This is a genomic window from Arthrobacter sp. Y3223151, assembly GCF_059091125.1.
This window is the reverse complement of the sequence record NZ_JBNHGI010000002.1, coordinates 34919-57955: the sequence shown is the minus strand read 5'-3', so window position 1 is coordinate 57955 and position 23037 is coordinate 34919. Positions and strand designations below refer to the sequence as shown.

General features: G+C 67.9%; 22 protein-coding genes and 1 tRNA gene. 16 read left to right on the top strand and 7 right to left on the bottom strand.

The features are described 5' to 3' along the window. Positions 1-36: 36 nt before the first annotated feature. The 8 genes from AC5RUP_RS04015 (at position 37) to AC5RUP_RS03980 (ending at position 7859) form a co-directional block, all read left to right on the top strand. The gene (locus AC5RUP_RS04015) at positions 37-792 is read left to right on the top strand and encodes an FtsB family cell division protein (protein WP_494158290.1); all 756 of its coding nucleotides are present in this window, start codon (positions 37-39) and stop codon (positions 790-792) included. 70 nt (positions 793-862) lie between these two features. Next, complete coding sequence (locus AC5RUP_RS04010) at positions 863-1579, top strand: DUF501 domain-containing protein (RefSeq protein WP_494153848.1); 717 nt, start codon at positions 863-865, stop codon at positions 1577-1579. After that, on the top strand, positions 1579-2529 hold the full coding sequence (locus AC5RUP_RS04005) for a Ppx/GppA phosphatase family protein (RefSeq protein WP_494153849.1): 951 nt from the start codon (positions 1579-1581) through the stop codon (positions 2527-2529). Before AC5RUP_RS04010 ends, AC5RUP_RS04005 begins: the two co-directional genes overlap by 1 nt. Positions 2530-2578: 49 nt before the next feature. Further along, positions 2579-4021, top strand: a complete 1443-nt coding sequence (locus AC5RUP_RS04000) for a S8 family serine peptidase (protein WP_494153850.1) — start codon at positions 2579-2581, stop codon at positions 4019-4021. A 123-nt stretch (positions 4022-4144) separates the two neighbouring features. Then, positions 4145-5593, top strand: coding sequence for an NAD(P)/FAD-dependent oxidoreductase (locus AC5RUP_RS03995; RefSeq protein WP_494153851.1), 1449 nt, complete (start codon positions 4145-4147; stop codon positions 5591-5593). Positions 5594-5690: 97 nt separating this feature from the next. After that, a complete protein-coding gene (locus AC5RUP_RS03990) occupies positions 5691-6200 on the top strand; it encodes a GNAT family N-acetyltransferase (protein WP_494153852.1) in 510 nt (169 codons plus the stop codon). Between the two features lie 46 nt (positions 6201-6246). Continuing rightward, positions 6247-6319, top strand: a tRNA-Leu gene (locus tag AC5RUP_RS03985). Between the two features lie 145 nt (positions 6320-6464). Further along, entirely contained in the window at positions 6465-7859 is a 1395-nt protein-coding gene (locus AC5RUP_RS03980; protein WP_494133436.1) for an ABC transporter substrate-binding protein, read from the top strand. A gap of 232 nt (positions 7860-8091) precedes the next feature. Here AC5RUP_RS03980 and AC5RUP_RS03975 read toward each other — a convergent pair whose 3' ends face one another. From AC5RUP_RS03975 to AC5RUP_RS03955, 5 genes are all read right to left on the bottom strand, one after another. Beyond that, positions 8092-8862 (bottom strand): ABC transporter ATP-binding protein, encoded by a 771-nt coding sequence (locus AC5RUP_RS03975; protein ID WP_494091940.1) that lies wholly within the window; start codon positions 8860-8862, stop codon positions 8092-8094. Beyond that, positions 8859-9854: an ABC transporter ATP-binding protein gene (locus AC5RUP_RS03970; RefSeq protein ID WP_494133716.1), complete on the bottom strand. Its 996-nt coding sequence runs from the start codon at positions 9852-9854 to the stop codon at positions 8859-8861. The genes AC5RUP_RS03975 and AC5RUP_RS03970 overlap by 4 nt, the downstream gene beginning before the upstream one ends. Before the next feature lie 74 nt (positions 9855-9928). Beyond that, the gene (locus AC5RUP_RS03965; RefSeq protein WP_494001474.1) at positions 9929-10909 is read right to left on the bottom strand and encodes a branched-chain amino acid ABC transporter permease; all 981 of its coding nucleotides are present in this window, start codon (positions 10907-10909) and stop codon (positions 9929-9931) included. A gap of 11 nt (positions 10910-10920) precedes the next feature. Beyond that, entirely contained in the window at positions 10921-12249 is a 1329-nt protein-coding gene (locus AC5RUP_RS03960) for a branched-chain amino acid ABC transporter permease (protein ID WP_494091941.1), read from the bottom strand. 317 nt (positions 12250-12566) lie between these two features. Next, positions 12567-12863, bottom strand: a complete 297-nt coding sequence (locus AC5RUP_RS03955; RefSeq protein ID WP_493978707.1) for a GroES family chaperonin — start codon at positions 12861-12863, stop codon at positions 12567-12569. Positions 12864-13185: 322 nt separating this feature from the next. Between AC5RUP_RS03955 and AC5RUP_RS03950 the strand changes: the two genes are divergently transcribed. The 5 genes from AC5RUP_RS03950 (at position 13186) to AC5RUP_RS03930 (ending at position 18166) form a co-directional block, all read left to right on the top strand. Beyond that, positions 13186-14028, top strand: coding sequence for a Bax inhibitor-1/YccA family protein (locus tag AC5RUP_RS03950; protein ID WP_494068224.1), 843 nt, complete (start codon positions 13186-13188; stop codon positions 14026-14028). Positions 14029-14111: 83 nt separating this feature from the next. Next, positions 14112-15038, top strand: a complete 927-nt coding sequence (locus AC5RUP_RS03945) for an aldose 1-epimerase family protein (protein WP_494154144.1) — start codon at positions 14112-14114, stop codon at positions 15036-15038. 37 nt (positions 15039-15075) lie between these two features. Further along, positions 15076-16353, top strand: coding sequence for an AI-2E family transporter (locus AC5RUP_RS03940; protein ID WP_494068222.1), 1278 nt, complete (start codon positions 15076-15078; stop codon positions 16351-16353). Further along, complete coding sequence (gene ilvA / locus AC5RUP_RS03935) at positions 16350-17588, top strand: threonine ammonia-lyase (protein WP_494001470.1); 1239 nt, start codon at positions 16350-16352, stop codon at positions 17586-17588. The genes AC5RUP_RS03940 and ilvA overlap by 4 nt, the downstream gene beginning before the upstream one ends. A 2-nt stretch (positions 17589-17590) precedes the next feature. Then, a complete protein-coding gene (locus AC5RUP_RS03930) occupies positions 17591-18166 on the top strand; it encodes a rhomboid family intramembrane serine protease (protein WP_494154145.1) in 576 nt (191 codons plus the stop codon). 94 nt (positions 18167-18260) lie between these two features. Here AC5RUP_RS03930 and greA read toward each other — a convergent pair whose 3' ends face one another. Next, entirely contained in the window at positions 18261-18752 is a 492-nt protein-coding gene (gene greA / locus AC5RUP_RS03925) for a transcription elongation factor GreA (RefSeq protein ID WP_494001468.1), read from the bottom strand. A 269-nt stretch (positions 18753-19021) separates the two neighbouring features. Next, the gene (locus AC5RUP_RS03920; protein ID WP_494091945.1) at positions 19022-19471 is read right to left on the bottom strand and encodes a DUF4307 domain-containing protein; all 450 of its coding nucleotides are present in this window, start codon (positions 19469-19471) and stop codon (positions 19022-19024) included. A 54-nt stretch (positions 19472-19525) separates the two neighbouring features. On the opposite strand from AC5RUP_RS03920, the gene mca reads away from it, so the two are divergent. From mca to AC5RUP_RS03905, 3 genes are all read left to right on the top strand, one after another. Further along, positions 19526-20440: a mycothiol conjugate amidase Mca gene (gene mca / locus AC5RUP_RS03915; protein WP_494154146.1), complete on the top strand. Its 915-nt coding sequence runs from the start codon at positions 19526-19528 to the stop codon at positions 20438-20440. Between the two features lie 63 nt (positions 20441-20503). Then, the gene (locus AC5RUP_RS03910; RefSeq protein ID WP_494154147.1) at positions 20504-20863 is read left to right on the top strand and encodes a hypothetical protein; all 360 of its coding nucleotides are present in this window, start codon (positions 20504-20506) and stop codon (positions 20861-20863) included. A gap of 2 nt (positions 20864-20865) precedes the next feature. Then, on the top strand, positions 20866-23022 hold the full coding sequence (locus AC5RUP_RS03905) for a thioredoxin domain-containing protein (protein WP_494158289.1): 2157 nt from the start codon (positions 20866-20868) through the stop codon (positions 23020-23022). Positions 23023-23037 lie beyond the last annotated feature (15 nt).

The window sequence follows — 23037 nt, the reverse complement described above, 5'->3', positions numbered from 1 at the left end:
CGGGCCCCGCACGACGACCACGGTGAGGAGCCGCGAATGTCCACCCGACGCCCCAACATGCCGCGGGCCGGCCGCCCGGCCGGCAGCGGGCCTGCTTCGGGCGGCGTGGACGGCAAGGACACCGACGCGCGGGAACCGGAGACCGGACAGGTGATCCGGGCCGACTTCGGCCGGCCTCCGACCGGCTCCGCTCCGCAGCCGGATGCCCGCACCCCCCGCGCGCCGGACGCCGGCCAGCAGCGAAAGCCGAAGCCGCCGGCGAAACCCAAACCCTCGCCGTCGGAAGCCCGCGCGGCCGAACGCCGGCAGCTGTCCGAGGCCATCCGGCAGCCGGCCGCACCGGCTGCCGGCCAAAAACCCCGCCCGACGGCCAGGGAAACCCCGGCCGACGCCGTGCCGGTCCCGGCGAAAGCGTTCTCCGGGCGCCTGCTGGCGCTGGCCCTGGTGCTGGTATCGATCACCGTGCTGCTGGCCCCGTCGGTGCGGATCTTCATTGAACAGCGGGCGGAACTCTCCGCGCTGCAGGCGGACATCGCCGCCAAGAAAGACTCGAACGAACAGCTGACCAAGGAACTGGCCCGCTGGGACGATCCCGCCTACATCAAGCAGCAGGCCCGGGATCGCATATTCTATGTAATGCCGGGGGAGAAGCGGTACATGGTCACCGGCGCGGAAGGGCTGCGCGAGTCCAACAAACATGCCTCCGCCACCGCACCCGAGGACCTGCCGTGGGTGGACGCCCTGTGGAACTCGGTGACCCGCGCGGCAACAGACTCGCCCGCAGCAGATTGACCTCCCGGCAGAGCCTGCCGGATCACACGGCCCTGCCCCACGGGCCGCAGCGCCAGGAAAGGACTGAGCCATGAACGACGCTCAGCGCACCCCCACCCCCGACGATCTCGACACCCTGAGCCGCCAGCTCGGCAGGCCGGTGCGCGACGTCGTGGAGATCGGCGCACGCTGCGTGTGCGGAAATCCGCTGGTCGCCACGACGGCGCCGCGGCTCGGGAACGGAATCCCTTTCCCCACCACGTACTACCTGACCCACCCGGTCATCACGTCAGCGGTATCCCGGCTGGAGGCCGCAGGGGTCATGACGGAGATGACCGAACGGCTGGAGCAGGATCCCGAATTGGCCGCGGCCTACCGCCGCGCGCACGAGGAGTACCTGGCGGCCCGCGACGAGGTCGGCCGCCGGGCAGGCATCGACGACGTGCCCGAAATAGCGGGAGTCTCCGCCGGCGGCATGCCCACGCGGGTCAAATGCCTGCACGTCTTGGTGGGTCATTCGCTGGCCGCAGGTCCCGGCGTGAATCCGCTGGGCGACGAAGCGCTCGAACGTATCGCCGAATGGTGGACCGAGGACCGCTGCTACTGCTCCGGGGCCTGGGATGTGGACGGCACCGCTCCGGCCCGGGATCTAAGCCGGCACACCCGGACGCAGGGACTCACGGCCGAAGAGCTGGCCGCGAAGAAGGCCCGGCGCGCCGGAGGCACCGGGAAGGTGGCGGACGACGACGGCGGCACCGGCACCGTCGATGGTTCCATGCCCGGCGACGCCGGTGGAGGCAGGTCCTAGTGGCACGCGTCGGAGCCATCGATTGCGGGACCAACTCGATCCGCCTGCTGATCGCCGATGTCCAGGACGGCGGGCTCACCGACGTGGTCCGCGAGATGAAAGTCGTGCGGCTGGGACAGGGCGTCGACGCCACCGGGGCGCTCGCGCCGGAAGCGTTGGAGCGGACCTTCGCGGCGGCGGAGGACTACGCCGGCCAGCTGCGCAGCCACGGTGCCGAAACCCTGCGTTTTGTCGCCACCTCCGCCACCCGCGACGCCGCCAACCGGCAGGTCTTCGTCGACGGCATCCGCCGGCGCCTCGGCGTGGAACCTGAAGTGATCAGTGGCCGGGAAGAGGCCGAGCTGTCCTTCACGGGCGCCGCCAGCGTCCTGGCGCCGCAACCGGGGGAGAAGGTGCTGGTGGTGGACCTGGGCGGCGGCAGCACGGAGTTCGTGCTGGGAACCGCCGACGGGGTGCTGGCCGCGCTCAGCACCGACATGGGCTGCGTCCGCTTTACCGAGCGGCACCTGCTCTCGGATCCGCCAACCGCCGCCGAGATTGCCCACGCCGTGGCGGGCGCCGAAGAACACCTGGCGCGCGTGCTCGACGAGGTGCCGCTGGCCGACGTCGACCGCTTGGTCGGAGTGGCAGGGTCCGTCACCACGGTCACCGCCCACGCCTTGCAGCTGCCCGAGTATCGTCCGGAAACCATCCACGGCGCGCATCTGGACGGTGCCCGGCTGGATGCCGCGTGCACCTCCCTCCTGGAGATGACGCGGCAACAGCGGGCCGCGTTGCCCTACATGCATCCGGGACGGGTGGATGTCATCGGTGCCGGCGCGCTCATCTGGCGGACCGTTTCCCGACGGCTGGCCGCACTGACCGGCGGCCGCGTGGACGGTGCGACCGCCAGCGAACACGATATTCTTGACGGAATCGCCCTGAGTGCGGCCACCCGGCTGCCGCACTGAGCTTCCCGGGTTCCGGGGACCAGACCGCTTTGCCAACGAAGGGACACCCATGCGCCAGCGCGACAGTGAACGGCCGGCCAGACGCGCGGCCGCGTCGAAGGCCTTCTCGCTGGGATCGGCGATCGCGGTACTCGCCTCGTTGGTACTTGCCGGCCCGGCCCAGGCAGACGACACCCGCGACAAGGAATACTGGCTGGACGCCTACGGGATCCGCGCCGCTTGGGACGAATCGCAGGGCGAAGGCGTCAAGGTAGCAGTGATCGACAGCGGCGTTGATGCGACGCACCCGGACCTCAAGGGTGCCGTGGTCGGCGGTACCGACGTCTCCGGCTCCGGTGATCCCGATGGCCAGCGGGGCATCGGGCAAACGCCTGAACACGGCACCTTGGTTGCCACCCTGCTGGCCGGGCGCGGCCATGCACCGGAGAAAGACAAAAAGGACGACAAAAAGAAGAACGACAAAGAGTCCAAGTCCAAGTCCAAGCACAAGGACGAGGGGATCGGCGCCGGAACGGACGGCGTGATCGGGGTGGCGCCGAAGGCGCAGATCCTGACCGCCTCTACCTGGCTCGGAACGCCCAACCCCTCGGGCATCGGCGTGGACGAGCAGATCCCGGCGGCCGTTCGCTGGGCCGTGGACAATGGCGCGCAGGTCATCAACATGTCATTGACCAGCTCCAGCACCTCCTGGCCGGAGAGCTGGGACGCCGCGTTCCTCTACGCCGAACAGCATGACGTGGTGGTCGTCGCCGCCGCGGGCAACCGCGCGGGCGGCACGGAACAGTCCGGCGCCCCGGCTACCATCCCCGGCGTGCTGACCGTGGCGGGATTGAACCGCGACGGCGAGGCGAGCCAGGAGGCCTCGGCCCAGAGCATCGTCATCGGTGTTGCGGCACCGGCCGAGAACCTGGTCGGCGGACTGCCCGGCGGCCTCTATGCCGACTGGTCCGGCACCTCCGGTGCCACGCCGCTGGTCTCGGGCGTGGCCGCACTGATCCGCTCCAAGTACCCGGACATGAGCGCGGCCCAGGTCATCAACCGCATCGTCAGCACGGCCAAGGACGCCGGTGTTCCGGGCCATGATCCGATCTACGGCTACGGCGTACTCGATGCCGACGCAGCCCTGAACGCTGACGTGCCGGAGGTCGCCGGCAACCCGCTCGGCTCCATCGCGCAGTGGATCACGGTGCACCGCCGCGGCGAGGCCGCCGCGCCCCAGTCGGAGGCTCCGGTGCAGTCCAAGGCCGAGGCGCCGGATATTCCGGAACCGACCACGCCCGTGGCGGTAGCGCCGCCCAGCGAAGACTCGGTGCTGCCGGCCGTCCTCGTGTTTTCGTTCGGCGGACTGATCGCCGCCGTCCTGGTGTTGGGCGCAGTCCAGACCATGCGGGCGCGCAAGGCCGTGCGGCAGGGGACGTCGGCAGTCGAGGAAGCAAACACGGACTTCATCCCGCCGATCAAGGAAGAGATCCGCAAGCCCGCCAAGCGCTGATTCCTCCGACCCTTCGGGCCGTTCGGTCCGCCACACCCGCCGTCGGTGGGGGTTCCTTCGGACCGTCACGCCCGCCGCCGGGTACTTCGTGAAAAGTTTCACAAAAGCGGCTATACTGGGGGCATGGCACTCACTCCTGCTCTGTCCGATCGTCCGCGCGTCCTGGTGGTCGGCGGCGGTTACGTTGGTCTTTACGTCGCGCTGAACCTCCAGAAGAAGGTCAAGCGGCACGGCGGCATCGTTACCCTGGTGGACCCGCTGCCCTACATGACCTACCAGCCGTTCCTGCCCGAGGTGGCCTCCGGCAGCATCGAGGCCCGCCATGTGGTGGTCAACCACCGGCAGCACCTGCGGGACACCGAACTCATCACCGGCAAGGTGACGTCGATCGACCATGCCGCGAAGAAGGCCGTGATCACCCCCGCCGTCGGCGAGGCCTTCGAGCTGGACTACCGCGACGTCGTCGTTGCCGCCGGTGCCATCACCCGCACCTTCCCGATCCCGGGGCTGGCCGAGGCCGGCATCGGCCTGAAGACGGTCGAAGAAGCCGTGGAACTGCGCAACAAGGTCCTCGAGCGGATCGAAACCGGTTCGTTGCTCTCGGAGGGCCCGGAGCGGACCCGCGCGCTGACCTTCGTCGGCGTCGGCGGAGGCTTCGCCGGCATTGAGGCCATGACCGAGATCGAGGACCTGGCCCGCGCCGCCGTCAAGAAGAACGGGCGGCTGCGCCAGGAAGACCTGCGCTTCGTCCTGGTCGAAGCGATGGGCCGAATCATGCCCGAGGTCACCGAAGACCAGGCCGAATGGGTCGTGGAGCACATGCGCTCGCGCGGCATCGAGGTCATGCTCAACACCTCGCTCGCCAAGGCAGAGGGCGGCGTGCTGGAGCTGATCAACATGCCGGACAAGACTCCCGCCGAAACCTTCGAGGCCGATACCCTGCTGTGGACCGCCGGCGTGCAGGCGAACCCGGTGGCGCGCAACTTCGGCTTCCCGCAGGACGAGCGCGGCCGGATCAAGGCCGACGCCACGCTCCAGATCATCGACGAGAACGGCCCGATCGACGGAGCCTGGACCGCCGGCGACGTCGCCGCCGTGCCGGACCTGACCGGCGGCGGGGTGGGAGGCTTCTGCGTCCCGAACGCCCAGCACGCCATCCGCCAGGCGAAGCGTCTTGCCAAGAACATCTACGCCGCCCGCTGGGGCGTGGGCACCGTCACCGAGTACAAGCACAAGAATCTGGGCGCCGTCGCCGGCTTCGGCCTGAACAAGGGCGTCGCCAAGATTATGGGCATCAAGCTCAAGGGCTGGCCGGCCTGGATGGCCCACCGCGGCTACCACGGGATGGCCATGCCGACGGTGGAGCGCAAGATCCGCGTGATCTCGAACTGGTTCTGGACGATCTTCCTGGGCCGCGACACCACGCGCCTTGCCGACCTGCAGACCCCGTACCGCCAGTTCCGCGAGGCGGCTTCCCCCAAGCCGCGCCCGCAGGCCGCCGACGCTCCCAAGCCGGCAGGGGATGCCAAGGGCACCGAGGCGGACAAGGAACTCGCCTCCACCGGCCGCTAGGCACACCAGCAGCAAGGCCCGGGTACCGCTGTGGCGGTGCCCGGGCCTTACTGCATTCTGGAAGGTTTCCTGGGGCGGGGCCGCATAGAATGCTGCGGTGAGGATCAGGACAGAACAGCGGGACGACCGGCCCGCCGTGCTCGGGCTGGTGGCACGCGCCTTCGCCACCGACGACGGTGTTGAACCGGTGGAAGCCCGGCTGCTGGCCGAGTTGTACGACTGCGACGGCTTCCTGCCGCAGTTTTCGCTCGTCGCCGAGGAAGGGGGCGCCGTCGTCGGCCATGTCATCAGCACCCGCGGCTGGATTGGCGATGAGCCCGCGCTGGGGCTGGGACCCCTTGCCGTGGAGCCGAACCGTCAGCGTGCGGGCATCGGGGCGGCCCTGCTGCAGGAAACGCGGCAGCGCGCCGAGGCCGCCGGGGAGAGCGTGATCCTGCTGCTGGGAAGCACCGGCTACTATCCGCGGTTTGGTTATCGGCCGGCCAGTGAACTGGGCATCGGTGCCCCGGATCCATCGTGGGCCGCCAATTTTATGGCCCTCCCGCTGACCGGCCGTCCGCTGCCCGCGGGTGTTTTCCGCTACGCCGAACCCTTCGGGCGATTGTGAACCTGCGCAGGCCCATCAAGTACCCTAGGTAGGTGCCGGAGTGCCAGCCCCCGTAGTCCAATGGCAGAGACAACCGACTTAAAATCGGTCCAGTGTGGGTTCGAGTCCCACCGGGGGTACGGATTGGAATGTGACGAGCGTTACAAGGATGTAACCCAAAACGCTTATTTTCAACAACAAATTGGACTAGTTTTCTCTGTAATCAGGAATACCTGGTGATCGCATCAAAGGTTCGCGGACCTTTCGATCGAGGAGAAAACATACATGACTGCAACACACAATGCAGTGCTTTTCGGCACCGGCGGCAACACCGCACGCGCGGGAAGGATGGCCGCGCTCGGTTTGGGGATCGCTTTGTTTGCCTCGGCGTGCGGCGGGGGCACGTCAACGCCCTCGGAGACCGGCGGGGGAGCCGGGACATCGGCGCCGGCGGGCGCATCCGGTTTGGTGTGTCCCGACGCGGGGGAGGGTGCGGGCCCCACGGCAGGCGCGACGGGTGATCCCTCGGCCGTTCCCGAGACGAAGGGCTCCACTGATACCCCGCTGAAGATCGGTACGCTGCTGCCTGCCACCGGCTCGCTGGCCTTCCTGGGCCCGCCGGAAGTCGCGGGAGTCGAGCTGGCCGTTGAGCGGATCAACGAGGCCGGCGGCGTACTGGGCAAGGACGTGGAAACCATCCAGCGAGACTCCGGCGATACCACCACCGACATCGCTACCCAGTCCGTGACCGAACTGCTGAGCGAGAATGTCAGCGCCGTCGTAGGCGCAGCGTCCTCGGGCGTCTCCAAGACCGTGATCAACCAGATCACCGGCGCAGGGGTGGTGCAGATTTCCCCGGCGAACACCTCGCCGGATTTCACCACCTGGGACGACAACAACCTGTACTGGCGCACCGCGCCGTCGGATGTGCTGCAGGGCCGCACGCTGGGCAGCTACATGGTGTCCTGCGGTGCCCAGACACTGGGCATGATCGTGCTGAACGACGCCTATGGCACCGGCCTGGCGGAGAACGTCAAGCAGGCGTTTGAAGGCGCCGGCGGCCAGGTTGTGGCCACGGAGATGTTCAACGAGGGCGACTCCCAGTTCAGCTCGCAGGTAGACGCCGTCGTCAACGCCAAGCCCGACGCGATCGCGCTGATCACCTTTGACCAGATCAAGTCGATCGCACCGCTGCTGCTGTCCAAGGGAGTCACGCCCGACCAGATGTTCCTGGTGGACGGCAACACCTCTGACCTGAGCGCGGACCTCGATCCGGGCGCCATGGCCGGGGCACAGGGAACGATTCCCGGAACGTTCGCCAAGGAAGATTTCCAGGCGGCGCTGGCGGAGATTGACGACAAACTCAATTCCTACTCCTACGCAGGTGAGTCCTACGACGCGGTGAACCTGGTGGCCTTGGCAGCCGAGGCCGCCGGAAGTACCAAGGGCGAGGACATCGCCAAGGAGATGCAGGGCGTGTCTGCGGACGGCGAAAAGTGCTTCGACTTTGCCGGCTGCGTCACGCTGCTGCGCAACGGCGAAGATATCGATTACGACGGCATCTCCGGCCCGATCTCGTTCGACGAGAACGGCGATCCGACCGAGGCCTACATCGGCATCTACGAGTACGACGACACCAACGTGCCGCAGCCGAAGCGCGAGGAGTTCGGCCAGCTGTAAGGCCGCTCCAGCTCCACGGGTAACACAGCAGAGGGTCCCGGCCGCCGGCCGGGGCCCTCTGCCGTGCTCCGGGGGGGTCGGACGTCCTGGACCGGGCTGTGTAGGAGCGGGGGGCATGCGAGGACCGCGTGGGACCGTCCGCGCGGGCGGCGGGGCCTGGCATGGAGTAGCCACACACGACGGCGGCGCCCGCCCCGGGGGCAGGCGCCGCCTTCGAGGTGAGGCTGGGGTCTCAGGCGGTGTCCGCGAGCGTGCCAAGGTAGAGCTGGATGACCTTCGGATCCTTCAGCAGTTCGCGGCCGGTTCCGGTGTAGGCGTCCTTGCCCTGGTCCAGGACGTAACCGCGGTCGCAGATCTGCAGGCAGCGGCGCGCGTTCTGTTCCACCATGATCACCGAAACACCGGCCCGGTTGATTTCGTGCACCCGCAGGAACGTCTCGTCCTGCTTGACCGGAGAGAGGCCGGCGGAAGGCTCATCCAGGAGCAGCACCGCCGGGTCCATCATCAGGGCTCGTCCCATCGCCACCATTTGGCGTTCACCGCCGGAGAGCGAGCCCGCCCGCTGCGCGCGCCGCTTGGCCAGTTCCGGGAAGATACCCGCCACGAAATCGAAGCGTTTCCTGAAGTCCTTGGGCCGTTGGAACATGCCCATTTCCATGTTTTCTTCGATGGTCAGCGTCGAAAAGACGTTGTTGTTCTGCGGGACGAACCCGATGCCGCGGCTGACGAGCTTGTTCGCTTTCAACCCCGTCAGGTCCTGGCCGCGCACCACTACGGTGCCGGAATGGACCTTGACCAGACCGAACATCGCCTTGAGCAGGGTCGATTTGCCGGCACCGTTCGGGCCGATGATGCCAATCAATTCGCCCTGGCGGGCCTCGATGCTGCAGCCGTTGAGGATATTGACGCCGGGCAGGTAGCCGGCCACCAATTCCGTCACGGTGACCACCGGTTCCCCCGGCGCCACGGCTTCCGGAGTCGTTTCCATACGGCGCGCGTTCATGGCCGGTCCTTCCTTCTGGTTCCGCGGTCGGCGTTGCCTGCTTCTTCTGCGCTGGAATCCTGCTCGCTGATGTGGCGGCCCAGGACGCCCTCGGCGTCCGTGCCCACGACCGACTCCGCGTCCTGCGCCAGCTCTTCCTCCAGCGCTTCGACGCCTTCGGCGTCGCCCAGGTCGACGTCGTGATGGGCGCCCAGATACGCGTCGATCACAGCGGGATCCTTCATGACGACGCCGGGCGGACCTTCTGCCACGATCCGGCCTTCGGCCATGACCACCACCCAGTCGGCAATGTGGCGGACCATTTGCATGTCGTGTTCGACGAACAACACGGTCATGCCCTCGGCCTTCAGGTTTTTGACATGCTCCAGCAGCGACTGCGTCAGGGCGGGGTTGACGCCGGCCATCGGCTCATCGAGCATGACCAGCTTGGGCCGGACCATCAGGGCGCGTGCCATTTCCAGCAGTTTGCGCTGGCCGCCGGAGAGCGATGCTGCGTAGTCGTCCCGTTTGGAGTCCAGTTTGAACTTGGCCAGCAGGACGTCGGCCTGCTCCGTGATTTCCCGTTCCTTGGGCCCCCAGATGTTCTTGAAGAGGGCCTTGAAGAGGTTCTCACCGGACTGGCCGGTGGCCCCCAGGCGCATGTTCTCCATGACGGAGAGTTTTCCCATGACCTTGGTCAGCTGGAACGTGCGCACCATGCCCCTGCGCGCCACCTTGTAGGACGGCACACCGGCGAGCGAATGCCCCTCGAAGGACCACTCACCGCTCTGGGGGACGTCGAAGCCGGTGAGCAGATTGAACAGCGTGGTCTTGCCCGCCCCGTTGGGTCCGATCAGCGCCGTGATTTGGTGCCGTGGGATCTCGAGATATTCCACGTCCACGGCATTGACGCCACCGAATTGCCGGGTCACGTTTTTGGCGACGAGGATGGGATCCCGTTTCCGGCAGCCCGGGCCCGGTTCGTCGGCAGCAATGGGACGCGTGTCAGTCATGTAGTCCGTGCCCGGCTGGTCGGCCTGTTCCGGGACGGCGGTGGCCCCGGCAGCGGTGGTGCGGTCTTGTTCGCTCATGTGAATGCCAGTTCTTTCTTATTGCCCAGCACGCCTTGGGGCCTGAAGATCATCAGCAGCATCAAGGCGATGCCAACCAGGATGTAGCGGAGCTGTCCTGCCTGTGTGGTTGTCAGGAAGGTGATGTAGTCCGCCTCGATGGCACCGTAGAGCAGTCCCTGGGTCAGCGAGAGGACTACCCAGAAGAGCATGGCGCCGATAACCGGGCCGAGGACGGTGGCCATGCCGCCCAGCAGCACGCAGGTCCAGAGGAAGAACGTCAGCTCCGTCTGGTAGTTGGCTGGTTGTACCGCTCCGCGGGGGAGCGTGAACACCATGCCGGCCATTGTTCCGAACAGGCCGCCGATGATGAGGGCCTGCATCTTGTACGAGTACACGTTCTTGCCCAAGGCCCGCACCGCGTTCTCGTCCTCGCGGATGCCTTTCAGGATCCGGCCCCACGGGCTGCGCATCAGCAGGAACACCAGCAGGCAGCAGATCACCACCAGGCCCCAGCCGACGACGCGGATCCAGAGGCCGCGTTCGTTCAGGGTCACCAGGCCGAAATTGTAGGCGCCCTGCGGGAACGGGTTCAGGGCGAAGAACCCGCCTTCGAAGGCAGCCAGGCCGTTCGCCGAACCGGTGATGTCCGTCAGGTCGTTGGTGGTGACCACGTACCGGATGATCTCCGCTGCGGCGATCGTGACGATGGCCAGATAATCCGCCCGGAGGCGCAGCGTGGGGATGCCCAGCAGCAGCGCAAAGATCACCGAACCAATCAGGGCTATCAAGACGCCGACAAAGAACGGCACCCCCCACTCGAGCGTGGGAATGGCGAAGCCGTAGGCGCCGATAGCCATGAAGCCGGCTTGGCCGAAATTGAGCAGGCCGGAATAGCCGAAGTGGACGGCCAGGCCGAGTGCCGCCAAGGCGTAGGCGGCCGTCGTCGGGCTGATGATTTCGCCCAGGGCGTTGGTGAAAATATTCAGGAAATCCATGGTGTTGCCTCCTAACCCACGCGCTCTCGACGGCCCAGGATGCCCTGTGGCCGGAACAGCAGGACGACGATCATGATCAGCAGGGCGCCCACATACTTCAGGTCCGCTTCCAGCCAGAGCGTCGACAGTTCGACGAACATGCCGACGATGACCGAACCGACCAGGGCGCCGAACACGGTGCCCAGGCCGCCGAGGATGACGCCGGCAAAGACGAGCAGCAGGATCTGCTGGCCCATGTTGAAGGTGACACCGGGGCGGTAATAGGCCCAAAGGATGCCGCCCAGCGCGGCCAGCACCCCGCCGACCGTCCAGACGATGCGGATGACCCCGTCAACATCGATGCCGGAGGCCGCCGCCAGCGCGGGGTTGTCGGCGACGGCCCGGGTTGCCTTGCCCAGCCGGGTCTTCAGCAGCAGCATGGCAATCAGGATGATCACTATCAGGCTGACAACCAACGAGAGCAGCGTGTTGCGGCTGATCGAAATGTCGCCAAATTCCAGGATGGGGCTTCGGGCCTGCGGCAGTTGCTGCGTGGCGCCGCCGAAGTTGAACTGGATGACGTACCGGGCAGCCAAGGCCAGGCCGATGCTGATGATCATCATGGGGATCAGTCCGGTACCCCGATAACGCAGCGGCTTCCAAAGCCAGGCGTCCTGGGCCCAGCCGAATGCACCGCCCAGGACAATGGCCAACAGCATGGCCAGCCACACCGGAAGGCCGACCAGCGCGAGGCCGAACATCAGCACCGCGCCGACGGTGACCATCTCGCCGTGGGCGAAGTTAGTCAGCCCGGTGGTGCCGTAAATGAGGGACAACCCGACCGAGGCCAGGGCCAGCAGCAGGCCGAAGCTCAGGCCCGCAATGAGACGCTCGACGAAGACCTCGGCGAAACCGGCGCCCTGGAGCACAATGCCTTCACCGAGGGGAAAGATGGCGGCGGCGTTGGAAGTGTTCGTAAAGGTGACTTCCCGCGGATTCGGTGTGCCTTCGGCGAGCTCCACTCCCTCCGGGAAGGTCGAGACGTCCACTTCGACTTGGTAGGTTCCACGTTTCGGGACACCGATCGACCAGGACCCGTTTTCGCCGGTGGTCGCCTCGCCGGTGAATCCTTCGCCCGTCGCCGTGATCCGCACCCCCACAACGGGGCCGTCGGCATTGCGCAGGACGCCGCTGATCGTATCGCGGAAGGGCTCCGCCGGCGCGGTCCCCGTCGTCGTCGCGCCGGGGGTGGGCTCGGGTGAGGTGGTCGAAGCCAGTGAGGGGGGCGCGGACAAGATAAGGCCCGCGATGATCGCCAGTAAGGCGAGCAGTGTCCCCAATGGCCGAACGAGCTTCGGCATCGCGATCAAGATATGAACCTCCACAGTGGGGGGTGTGGTCCGCCGGATCACCGGCAGGCGCTGACAGTGTCTGTGACGGAAATCACCGACGTGTCGTTTATGTTACCTGCGTCACGGGCGGCGGGAGGGTGCGTTCTGTCGCGATCAGGTAACAACTGTGAAGCCGTCATTTAGCATCGATGAAACGTATCGGCCTCCGGGAACAGGCGGGCTACCGGATGCCGGCAACCACGCGGGAAACCAGAGGCGTCCCTGCGGGAAGCTTCAGGCAGGGCGCCCGGGAACTGCAGGAAGGGCCCGAATTTACAGGTAGAGATCTACAGGTAGAGCCCCGTGCCGCTGTCCGCTTCCTCCGGCTGGGAGACGGCGTGGACGTCGCGCTCGCGGAGCAGGGTGTAGTCGGCGGCGTTGACTTCGACTTCGGCGCGGTCTTCGGGGTCGAAGAGCACCCGGTCGCCGACGGCTACTTGGCGCACGTGCGGGCCGGCGGCGACTACTTCGGCCCACGCGAGGCGCTTGCCCATGACGGCGGTGGCTGGAATGACGATTCCCGAGGACGAACGGCGCTCGCTGCTGTCCTGGTCCGGAGCCACGAGGATGCGGTCATGGAGCATGCGCAGGGGCAGCTTGGCCCGGGCGGAGGAGCGGGGCGCGTTGGAAGGACTGCGGGAGGTCACCCCAGCATTCTACCCGGGCAGGCGGGCCCGGCCGCGGGGCTGCAGGCGCGTCGGCCGCGGGGCTGCAGGCGCGTCGGCCGCGAGACTGCCGCAGGGCGGCGTTGCTGCCGACGCAGGTTTGCTGCCCAGGGCGGCGCCGGAGGGCGGCGCCGGTGCCCGACGCGGGTTCACCGGCCAGTCAAGGAATTTTCTGCCGTGTTGTTCGTTGGGATTGGTAGTCTAAGCAATAGCTCGCCCCCTGACGATGGAGGACAACAAGATGGCAATCGGAGGAAATCCGGTTTTCAACAACCCGAAGGCGTTCCGCGGCTCGCCCGCGGGCCCTGCCGGAGCCGGCTCCGCCGTGCTCGCCGGCCAGACCCAGCTTTCCAGCCAGCAGCTGCAGGATCTGTACAACCAGCCGTCGGCGGGTCCCGCCCAAACCGGCCGGATGACCTATGACGACGTCATCCTCAAGACCCTGGCCTGCCTGTCCCTGGTGGTCGTCGGCGGTGCGATCGGCTGGATGTTCCCGATCCTGCTGATTCCGGGCATGATCGCCGGCCTGGTGCTCGGGCTGGTCAACGCCTTCAAGCGGGAACCGTCCAAGGGCCTCATCCTGGCCTACGCCGCCGCCGAGGGCCTGTTCGTCGGCGCCCTGTCCATGGTCATCGACTCGATGTACGCCGGCGTGGCCCCGCAGGCCGTGCTGGGCACAGTGTGCGTCTTCGCCGTCACGCTGGCCCTGTTCAAGAGCGGCAAGGTGCGCGCCACCCCCAAGGCCATGCGCTTCTTCATGATCGCGCTGATCGGCTACGCGCTCTTCTCGCTGGTCAACCTGGGCCTGATGTGGTTCGGCGTGCTGGACAACCAGTGGGGAATGCGCGGCGCGGTGATCACCATTATGGGCATCGGCATCCCGCTGGGCGTCATCATCGGCCTGCTGGCCATCGGCCTGGCCGCGTTCTCCCTGATCGTCGACTTCACCTCGATCGAGCAGGGCGTCCGGCAGGGCGTGGACCGCAAGTACTCCTGGACGGCCGCCTTCGGCCTGACCGTGACACTGGTCTGGCTCTACGTGGAGATCCTGCGCCTGCTCGCCATCCTCCGCGGCGACGAGTAATCAGCCGTTCTCCTTACCAACCAACCGACCCCGGCCGTGCGCCGGGGTCGGCTGTTTAAGCGGCGACCCGCTACGGTGGAACCATGACGGGCCAGCGCAGCCGGGCAGCGACCGGCGAGCAGTTTGAACTGAGGCGCGCCGGATCGCGGGCCGTGGTCACCGAACTGGCGGGCTGCCTCCGGCTCTTCGAAAAACAGGGCGTGCAGTTAACCGAGACCTTCGCCGACGACAGCATTCCACCTTCGGCCTCGGGCATCCTGCTGGCGCCCTGGCCCAACCGGGTGCAGGGAGGCCGTTGGGAGTTGGACGGCGCCGTCCAACAACTGGACATCACGGAACCGGGCCGCGGCCACGCCAGCCACGGGCTGCTGCGCAACACCGGCTACCGGCTCGTCGACCGCAGCGCGTCAACGGTAGTGCTGCAGGCGGAGATCTTCCCCCAGCATGGCTACCCCTTCCGGCTCAGCCATCTTGCCGAATACTCCCTGGACGAGGCCGGCGACCTGACCGTCCGGCAGGAACTGCGGAACCTGTCCGCGGCCGCGGCGCCGGTCGCACTTGGCGCACATCCCTTCATCCGGCTCGGAGACGAACCCGCCGACCGGCTGACCTTGACCGTGCCGGCGGCGCGGTACTTTCCCACCGACCCGCACACCATGATTCCGACGGCGGATGTCCCGGTCACCGGCCAGACCGACCTGCGCGGCGGAAGCCGGGTGGCGGAGTTGGACATCGATCACGGCTACACCGCCCTGTCCGCCGGCCCGGGCGGCCGCGCGGTAACCACCCTCGCCTCGGAGAGCGGCTCGCAGGTCCGGCTGTGGCAGGAGGAAACCTTCCGCTACGTCCATGTCCTGGTGACCACCAAATATCCGGGCCGGGACCGCGCCGTCGCGGTGGAACCGATGACGGCACCCGCCAACAGCTTCAATTCCGGCCTGGGGCTGGAATGGCTGGAGCCCGGTGCAACGTTCGGCGGGAGCTGGGGCATTACGGCGCAGCTTCACTGAACGCACGGCTGGGTCACAGTATGAAACTATTGGGTGTATGAACCGGTCCTTCCCCGAAAACCGTCCGCTGCCGGCCGGACGTTTGGCCGGAGTTGACGGCCAACACCACGTCCGCGAGGACGTTCCCTATGCGCTGCGGATCAGCGCGGCCTGGGCGTGGCGGGTGGGGTTGATCCTGGTGGTGGGCGGACTGTTGGTCTGGCTGCTCAGTTTCGTCTCGCTGCTGATCATCCCGTTGATGGTCGCGGCCCTGATCGCCGCCTTGATTTCCCCCGTCGTCCGGTTCCTGCAAAAGGCCAAGGTTCCCAAGAGCTTGGCGGTCGTCATCACCATCCTGGGCTTCCTGGGGCTGATCGGCGGGGCGCTCTCCCTGGTCGGCCGGCAGCTCTACATCGGCTTCAGCGAGCTGTGGGACCAGGTGATGCAAGGCATCGGCCAGGTCCAGGGCTGGCTGACCGACGGGCCGCTCCGCCTGACCAACGAACAACTCAACGACTACCTGAACGAAGGCTTGGACCAGCTGCAGAACAACAGCAGCGCGATCTTCTCCAGCGCCCTGAGCGTCGGGTCCACCGCCGGACACCTGGTCACCGGCCTGCTGCTGACCATCTTCGCGCTGATTTTCTTCCTCTACGACGGCGACCGGATCTGGCGTTTCATGGTCGGCCTGCTGCCCAAGAAGGCGAGGGCAGCCAGCAATGGCGCCGGCCGCAAGGGCTGGACCTCCATGGTGCACTACATCCGGGTCCAGATGTTCGTCGCTTTCGTTGACGCCGTCGGCATCGGCGCGGGCGCGGCCATCATCGGCGTGCCACTGGCACTTCCGCTGGGCGTCCTGGTATTCCTTGGCTCCTTCGTCCCGATCGTCGGTGCCCTGCTCACCGGGTTCGTCGCCGTCCTCCTGGCACTGGTGGCCAACGGCTGGGTCAACGCGCTGATCATGCTCGCCATCGTGCTGGGAGTTCAGCAACTGGAGGGCCACGTGCTCCAGCCGCTGATCATGGGCAAGGCAGTCTCGCTGCATCCGCTGGCCGTCGTGCTGGCCGTGGCCGGCGGCTCCATGGTCGCGGGCGTCGCCGGCGCACTCTTTGCCGTCCCCTTGCTCGCGATCCTCAACGCGGTCGTGAAGTACATCGCCGCCCGCGGCTGGGAAACAGACCCGGCCCTGGGCGCGCCGCCACCGGTGGAAGAGCCCTACCGGGCGCCGGAACCGGCACTGGCTTCGCCGGGTCCCGGAAATCCGCCCGAGCCCTCAGACCGGGAACCCTCCCGCCGACGCCGCGTCCTGCTGCACAGAAAAGAGACCGACAAGTGACAGTCACCGCCCAGCTTCCCGTCACGCTCGACGACATCCAAGCCGCCCGGAAAACCCTCGACGGCATCATCGCCAAGACGCCGATCGAACAATCCCGCGCCCTGGGCCGGATGGTCGGCTCCGACGTGTTCTTCAAATGCGAGAACCTGCAGCGGGCCGGGTCGTTCAAGGTCCGGGGTGCCTACGTGCGGATGGCCGGGCTGTCCGATGCGGAGAAGGCGCGCGGCGTCGTGGCTGCCTCCGCCGGAAACCACGCGCAAGGCGTCGCGGTGGCGGCGGCCCGCCTGGGCATCAAGGCCCGCATTTTCATGCCGCTCGGCGTCGCCCTGCCGAAGCTCGCGGCCACCCGGGGCCACGGCGCCGAAGTCGTGCTGCACGGCCACAATGTGGACGAGGCCCTCGCCGAGGCGCAGCGCTACGCGGACGAGACCGGAGCGGTCTTCGTGCATCCGTTCGACAACCCCGACATCATCGCCGGACAGGGCACGCTGGGGCTCGAGATCCTGGAGCAGGTCCCCAACGTCGAGACCATCGTCATGGGCGTCGGCGGCGGGGGACTGCTGGCCGGGGTCGCCACGGCCGTCAAGGCCAGGGCGAAGGAGCTGGGCCGCGAGATCAGGGTGATCGGCGTGCAGGCGGAGAATGCGGCCGCCTACCCTCCCTCCCTGGCCGCCGATGCGCTGGTGCCGCTGCAGAAGGTCTCCACCATGGCCGACGGTATCGCCGTCGGCCGGCCCGGGCAGCTGCCGTTCTCCATCATCCGGGAACTGGTCGACGACGTGGTCACGGTCAGCGAGGACGCCCTGGCCCGCGCACTGATCTTCCTGGTTGAACGGTCCAAGCTGGTGGTCGAGCCCGCCGGTGCCGTCGGCGTCGCCGCGCTCATGGAAGGTGTCATCCCGGATCCGGGCACCACGGCGGTGATCCTCTCCGGCGGAAACATAGATCCCATGCTGATGCTGAAGGTGATCCAGCGGGGGCTGTACGCTTCCGGCCGGTTCATGTCCGTGCGGATCATGCTCGACGACCGACCCGGCTCGCTGGCCACGATCTCGCGGATCATCGCCGAATCGGACGCCAACGTCACGCGCGTGGACCATACCCGCATCGGCGGGTCCATCAGCATGGGCGATGTGGCCATCACCATCGACATCGAGACAAAGGGCCACGAGCACTGCGAACTGGTGCTCGGCAGCCTCCGCGCCGCTGGCTTCCAGCCCATCGTCGTCCACTGACCGTGGCCGCCGGAAGCCGTGGACTGCGCCCCGCCCCGGCGCTGGCCGGAGCCGGGGCACTGGCGGCACTGCTATGGGTGGTCTTCCTGGTCAACATCTTCGCCGGCGGGTACTTCAGCCTGCTGCTGGGCATCGCGCCACGGCGGCTCGACGGGCTTGACGGTGTGGTGTTCGCGCCGCTGCTGCACGCCGACACCGGCCACCTGTTGAGCAACACGGTCCCGCTGCTGGTACTCGCGTTCCTGACGCTGCTGGAAGGAATCCGGCGGTTTTTCGTGGTGCTCGCCTGCAGCTGGCTGGCCTCCGGGCTAGGGGTCTGGCTGACCGGCGCGGGCCTGACCATCGGCGCCTCCGGCCTGGTCTTCGGGTTGTTAGCCTACTTGTTGGTGCGTGGCTTCTACAATCACAGCTGGCGCCAGATCCTGCTGGCCGTGGTCATCTTTCTGTTCTACGGCTCGGTGTTGTGGGGAGTCCTGCCGACGGCGCTGCCCGGGATCTCCTGGCAGGCGCACCTTTTCGGGGCGGCCGGGGGAGTCGCCGCAGCCGTGCTGCTGCGCCGCAGGCGGGGCCTTCGCTGAACCCGTTCCCGGCGCGCGCGGGCTGACGCCTGCTGCCGCATACGCCGAAGGCGGGCTCCCGCAGGAGCCCGCCTTCGACGATGATGGTGCGTAATCAGCCGGCGTAAGGCTTGGCGGAAATGATCTCCACGCTGATCTGCTTGCCGTTAGGCGCAGCATAGGTGGTGGATTCTCCCGCGCGCAGGCCGTGGATGGCAGCACCCAGCGGAGACTTTTCGCTGTACACGTCCAGTTCGGATTCGCCGGCGACCTCGCGGCTGCCCAACAGGAAGCGCTCGGTGTCGCCTGCGATCTTCGCTTCGATGACCATGCCCGGCTCTACGATGCCGTCGTCAGCGGGTGCCTCGCCCACGTGGGCGTTGCGCAGCAAGTCGGTGAGCTGACGGATCCGGGCCTCGGCCTTGCCCTGTTCTTCCTTGGCCGCGTGGTAACCGCCGTTTTCCTTGAGATCCCCCTCGGAGCGGGCCTGTTCGATGCGGTCGACAATCTCTGCCCGGCCGGGGCCCGAAAGGTGATCCAGTTCAGCCTTCAGACGGTCGTAGGCTTCCTGAGTGAGCCAGGCGACGGGTGCGCTGGAAGTGGACACGTAGTTCTCCTTAATTGCTGCCGGTACCGCTGGAGGCGGGCCGGCACGGTGGCTCTTTGCACAAAAGGCCGCCAAGGTGGCGGCCACTCCATGCAAAGACCCCGCCGTAAAGGTGAATCATTCGTTCTGGGAGGTCCCAGTTCACCGGGGGGCGGGGCAATGTATTTGCTCAATTGTAGTCAGCCGACGCCGGTTTTCCCAATAACCCGGTGGCAAAAGAACCGCGACAGCCTGGAATGGCATGCCTCCGGGCGCGCCCGGCGGGAGGGTCAGCCGCCGGTGCCGGCGGGCCAGCAGCTGTCCACGCCGCCGGAAACGGCCAGGGATTCGGTCCTGAGCTGGACGCGGTGCGCGGTGGTCTCGGCCGTATCCCCTTCGGCGGCCGGCCCGATCGTGGCGACCTTCCAGCCGACGACGGCGTAGTTCTCGCTCAGGGCCTGGACCGCGCAGTGGACGATGGCCTCGGGATCCTTGGTGACTTGGAAGTCCACGGTGATGTGACCGGCGTCGGCCACGGCAAAGCCCACGTCCTTGCTCTCGATCTGCGGCCCGCCCTGGCCCAGGGCAAAGAAACCGGCGCCGATGATGGCCACGCCCAAGGCCCCGCCGGCCAGTGCCAGTTTGCTGCGGCGGGACAGCGTCCGCCGCGGTGTGCCGTAACGTTCGGAAACCGTTAAGCTGGGGGGAGTCTGAGGAGTTCGGGGGCCGGAGGTGCTCACGCCCTCAAGTTTAGCTTCCCACCCACCCACGCAAGATTTCCCAGGAGCAGCCACGTGAGCTTCGACGCAGCCCAGCCGGCGCAGAGTGAGGGACTGCGCCTGCTGGCGGTCCACGCCCATCCGGACGACGAATCCAGCAAAGGCGCCGCGTCCATGGCGCGTTATGCCGCCGAAGGCGTCCAGGTGCTCGTCGCCACCTGCACCGGCGGTGAACGCGGAGACATCCTCAACGCGGAGGCCGCCTCCGACCCGCAAGCGCACCGGGACCTGGCCGGCCTGCGGCGGGTGGAGATGGCCCGGGCGGCAGCGGAGCTGGGCGTACAGCATCGCTGGCTGGGGTTCGCTGATTCTGGCCTGCCGGAGGGGGATCCGCTGCCGCCGCTGCCGTTCGGCTGCTTCGCCACGCTGCCCCTGGAACGGGCTGCGGCTCCGCTCGTGAAGCTGGTCCGCGAATTCCGCCCGCATGTGGTGATCAGCTACGACGAGAACGGCGGCTACCCGCACCCCGACCACATCATGGCCCACAAGGTGGCGGTGGAGGCCTACCACGCTGCCGGTGACCCGGAGCGCTACCCCGACGCGGGCAGTCCCTGGGAGCCGCTCAAGCTTTACTACGACCGCGCGTTCAACCCGGAACGGTTCCAAGCACTGCACTACGCCCTGGAGGAAGCCGGGCTGCAGTCGCCCTACGCCGCGCGCCTCGCGGCATGGCTGGAGGCCGACGCCGAGGGGCACCAGCCGCCCATGCCCAACCACCGCACCACCACGCAGATCGACTGCGGCGACTTTTTCCGCCACCGCGACCGCGCGCTGCTGGCGCATCGGACCCAGGTGGAGCCCACCGGGTTCTTCTTCGCGGTCTCTGAGGAGATGCAGCGGACCGTCTGGCCGTGGGAGGATTTCTCGTTGATCCACGCCCGGGTGGAGACCAGCGTGCCGGAAACGGATTTTTTCGCGGGCATAAGATAGACCTTGCAGCCAACCAGCGCCGGAGTCGAAGTTTCCGGGACGCAGCGAGAAAGAGATTAAAACTTGCCCCTGATCCAGATCCTTGCCGCCGTCGCCGCCGGTGCCGGCGAACCCAGTCTCCGGCCCGGCCTGGACCCTGAGCAGGTGTCGCCCGGGCCCTGGGGCTTCTTCTTCACCTTTGGCCTCGCGGCCGTGGTGGTTTTCCTGATCTGGGACATGAGCCGGCGCATCCGGCGGGTGCGCTATCGCGCCCAGGTGGAGGAGAGCGGCGGCCAGGATTCGCCCGAGTCCGGCCCCGAAGCGTCCGGGCAGGCAGGCACTTCCGGCGGGGGCGCGCGGGGGTACGCGGACGGCGGCGGCACCGAAACGGGGAGCCCGAACGAACGCAGCGGCCGCTCGGGCCGCCCGGACCGCCGGGAGTAACCATGGCCGGCAGACTGCGCTCGGAGGCTTCGGCCTACTTGCGGCAGCATGCCGGGAACCCGGTGGACTGGTGGCCGTTCGGTGACCAGGCCTTTGAACAGGCACGTCTGCGCGACGTGCCTGTTTTCATTTCGGTCGGCTATGCGGCGTGCCACTGGTGCCATGTGATGGCCGGTGAGTCCTTCGAGGACGAAGCCACGGCCCGGTACCTGAACGAGCATTTCATTCCGGTCAAAGTGGACCGGGAGGAACGCCCGGACGTGGACAACGTCTACATGGCGGCCACGCAGCTGATGACCGGTCAGGGCGGCTGGCCGATGAGCGTCTTTACCCTGCCCGACGGCCGGGCCTTCTATGCCGGCACCTACTTCCCGCCGCGGCCGCTGCAGGGCCAGCCATCCTTCCGCCAGGTACTCCAGGCGGTCCATGAAGCCTGGGAGCAGCGCCGGGACGCCGTTGAAACCACTGCCGCCTCGCTGGCCGAGGCCCTCGCGCAGGCAGGGGAAGCCAACCGTGAGCTCCTCGGGGACCTCACTCAGGGGCCCGATGACGCCGCCGATCGGTCCGGCGATCCGGGGCCGGGACCCGTACAGGTGTCCGCCGGCGGCTGGGGTGCGGGCCGCCCGGTCCTCGAGCAGGCCGTCGAAGTCCTGGCGCGGCAGGAGGACACCGTCTTCGGCGGGTTTGGCGCGGCACCCAAATTTCCGCCGTCGGCCGTGCTGCACTTCCTGCTCCGGCATGCCGCGGCCTCGCGGTCCGACACGGCGGGCCAGGCCGCCGCACTATCGTCCCGGACGCTGCAGGCCATGGCCGGGTCCGCGTTGTACGACCAGGTGGAGGGCGGCTTTGCCCGCTATGCGGTGGACCGTCAGTGGTCCGTGCCGCACTTCGAAAAAATGCTCTATGACAATGTCCAGCTGCTGCGCGTGTATGCGCAGTGGGCGTTCCAGTCTTCGGTCGAGGCCGAGAGGGACCTGGGGCGCGCGGTCACGGCCGGCACGGCGGACTGGATGGTGGACCGGCTGCGGTTGTCGCACGGCGGGTTTGCGTCCTCGCTCGACGCCGACACCGTCGTCGACGGTGTCCACCACGAAGGCGCCACGTACCTGTGGTCCCCGGCAGAGCTGCGGGAGCTGCTCGGCGCCGACGACGGCGGTTGGGTTGCCTCCGTGATGGGCGTGCGCGAGCGGGGCAACGTCACCGCCGCCGGCTCGACCTTGCACCCGGGACGGCTGCTGGAACCGGACGAGCGGCAGCGGTGGGAAGGGCTGCGTCCGGTGCTGCTGGCCGCCCGACAGGAACGGCCGCAGCCGGAGCGGGATGAAAAAGTTGTCGCCGGCTGGAACGGCCTGGCCGTGGCCGGGCTGGCCGAAGCCGGCGAGCTGCTGGCGCGGCCCGACCTGACCGCCGCCGCGGTGGCCGCCGCGGACTACCTGCTGGCCGTGCACCTGGACGGCTCCGGCCGGCTTGCGCGGGTGTCTCACAACGGCACTGCCCAGCACTTCGAAGGTTTGCTGGAGGACTACGCCGGCTGCGCGGAGGGGCTGTTCTCGCTGTATGCGGCCACCGGAGAGCCCCGCTGGTATGCCGTCGCGGAAGCGCTGGTGCTGCGCGCGGAGGAGGTGTTCCTGGAGGCGGGACAGCTGAGCGACCAGGCGGCCCCCGCCGCCCAGGTGGCTGCCGCCGCCGGATCCGTTCCGCCCGCGGATCCGCTGGAGAGCGCCACTCCCAGCGGCACCGGGCTGTTGGCCGGCGCGTTGGCCAGCTATGCCGCCTACAGCGGCTCCGCCCGGCACCGGGAGCTGGCGGGCCGGCTGCTGGGGTATCTGGAGCGGATTGCCGTGCGCGCACCGCGTGCCGCCGGGTGGGGCCTGGCCGCTGCGCAGGCACTGGCGGCGGGGCCGGTAGAGCTGGCGGTCACGGGGGCTCCGGGTGCGGCCGCCGAGCTCATAGCCGCGGCGCGCGCAACCGGCAGCCCGGGTCTGGTGATCGCGCGGTCCGGAGAGGCCCGGCGGCCGGAGGGGGCGCCGCCGCTGCTGGCCGATAAGCCCGTCCCGGCCGAAGGTGCCCTGGCTTACGTGTGCCGGGGGATGGTGTGCCGGCGGCCGGTGGCAACCGTCGAGGGCCTGCTGGCCGAGCTGGGTGCGGGAGCAGGATGAGTCCGGCGCTTTGCC

Coding starts and splice junctions, on each gene's coding strand:
- AC5RUP_RS04015 (WP_494158290.1), top strand. CDS start 37: ATGTCCACCCGACGCCCCAACATGCCGCGGGCCGGCCGCCCGGCCGGC.
- AC5RUP_RS04010 (WP_494153848.1), top strand. CDS start 863: ATGAACGACGCTCAGCGCACCCCCACCCCCGACGATCTCGACACCCTG.
- AC5RUP_RS04000 (WP_494153850.1), top strand. CDS start 2,579: ATGCGCCAGCGCGACAGTGAACGGCCGGCCAGACGCGCGGCCGCGTCG.
- AC5RUP_RS03995 (WP_494153851.1), top strand. CDS start 4,145: ATGGCACTCACTCCTGCTCTGTCCGATCGTCCGCGCGTCCTGGTGGTC.
- AC5RUP_RS03980 (WP_494133436.1), top strand. CDS start 6,465: ATGACTGCAACACACAATGCAGTGCTTTTCGGCACCGGCGGCAACACC.
- AC5RUP_RS03975 (WP_494091940.1), bottom strand. CDS start 8,862: ATGAACGCGCGCCGTATGGAAACGACTCCGGAAGCCGTGGCGCCGGGG.
- AC5RUP_RS03970 (WP_494133716.1), bottom strand. CDS start 9,854: ATGACTGACACGCGTCCCATTGCTGCCGACGAACCGGGCCCGGGCTGC.
- AC5RUP_RS03965 (WP_494001474.1), bottom strand. CDS start 10,909: ATGGATTTCCTGAATATTTTCACCAACGCCCTGGGCGAAATCATCAGC.
- AC5RUP_RS03960 (WP_494091941.1), bottom strand. CDS start 12,249: ATGCCGAAGCTCGTTCGGCCATTGGGGACACTGCTCGCCTTACTGGCG.
- AC5RUP_RS03955 (WP_493978707.1), bottom strand. CDS start 12,863: ATGCTCCATGACCGCATCCTCGTGGCTCCGGACCAGGACAGCAGCGAG.
- AC5RUP_RS03950 (WP_494068224.1), top strand. CDS start 13,186: ATGGCAATCGGAGGAAATCCGGTTTTCAACAACCCGAAGGCGTTCCGC.
- AC5RUP_RS03945 (WP_494154144.1), top strand. CDS start 14,112: ATGACGGGCCAGCGCAGCCGGGCAGCGACCGGCGAGCAGTTTGAACTG.
- AC5RUP_RS03940 (WP_494068222.1), top strand. CDS start 15,076: ATGAACCGGTCCTTCCCCGAAAACCGTCCGCTGCCGGCCGGACGTTTG.
- AC5RUP_RS03905 (WP_494158289.1), top strand. CDS start 20,866: ATGGCCGGCAGACTGCGCTCGGAGGCTTCGGCCTACTTGCGGCAGCAT.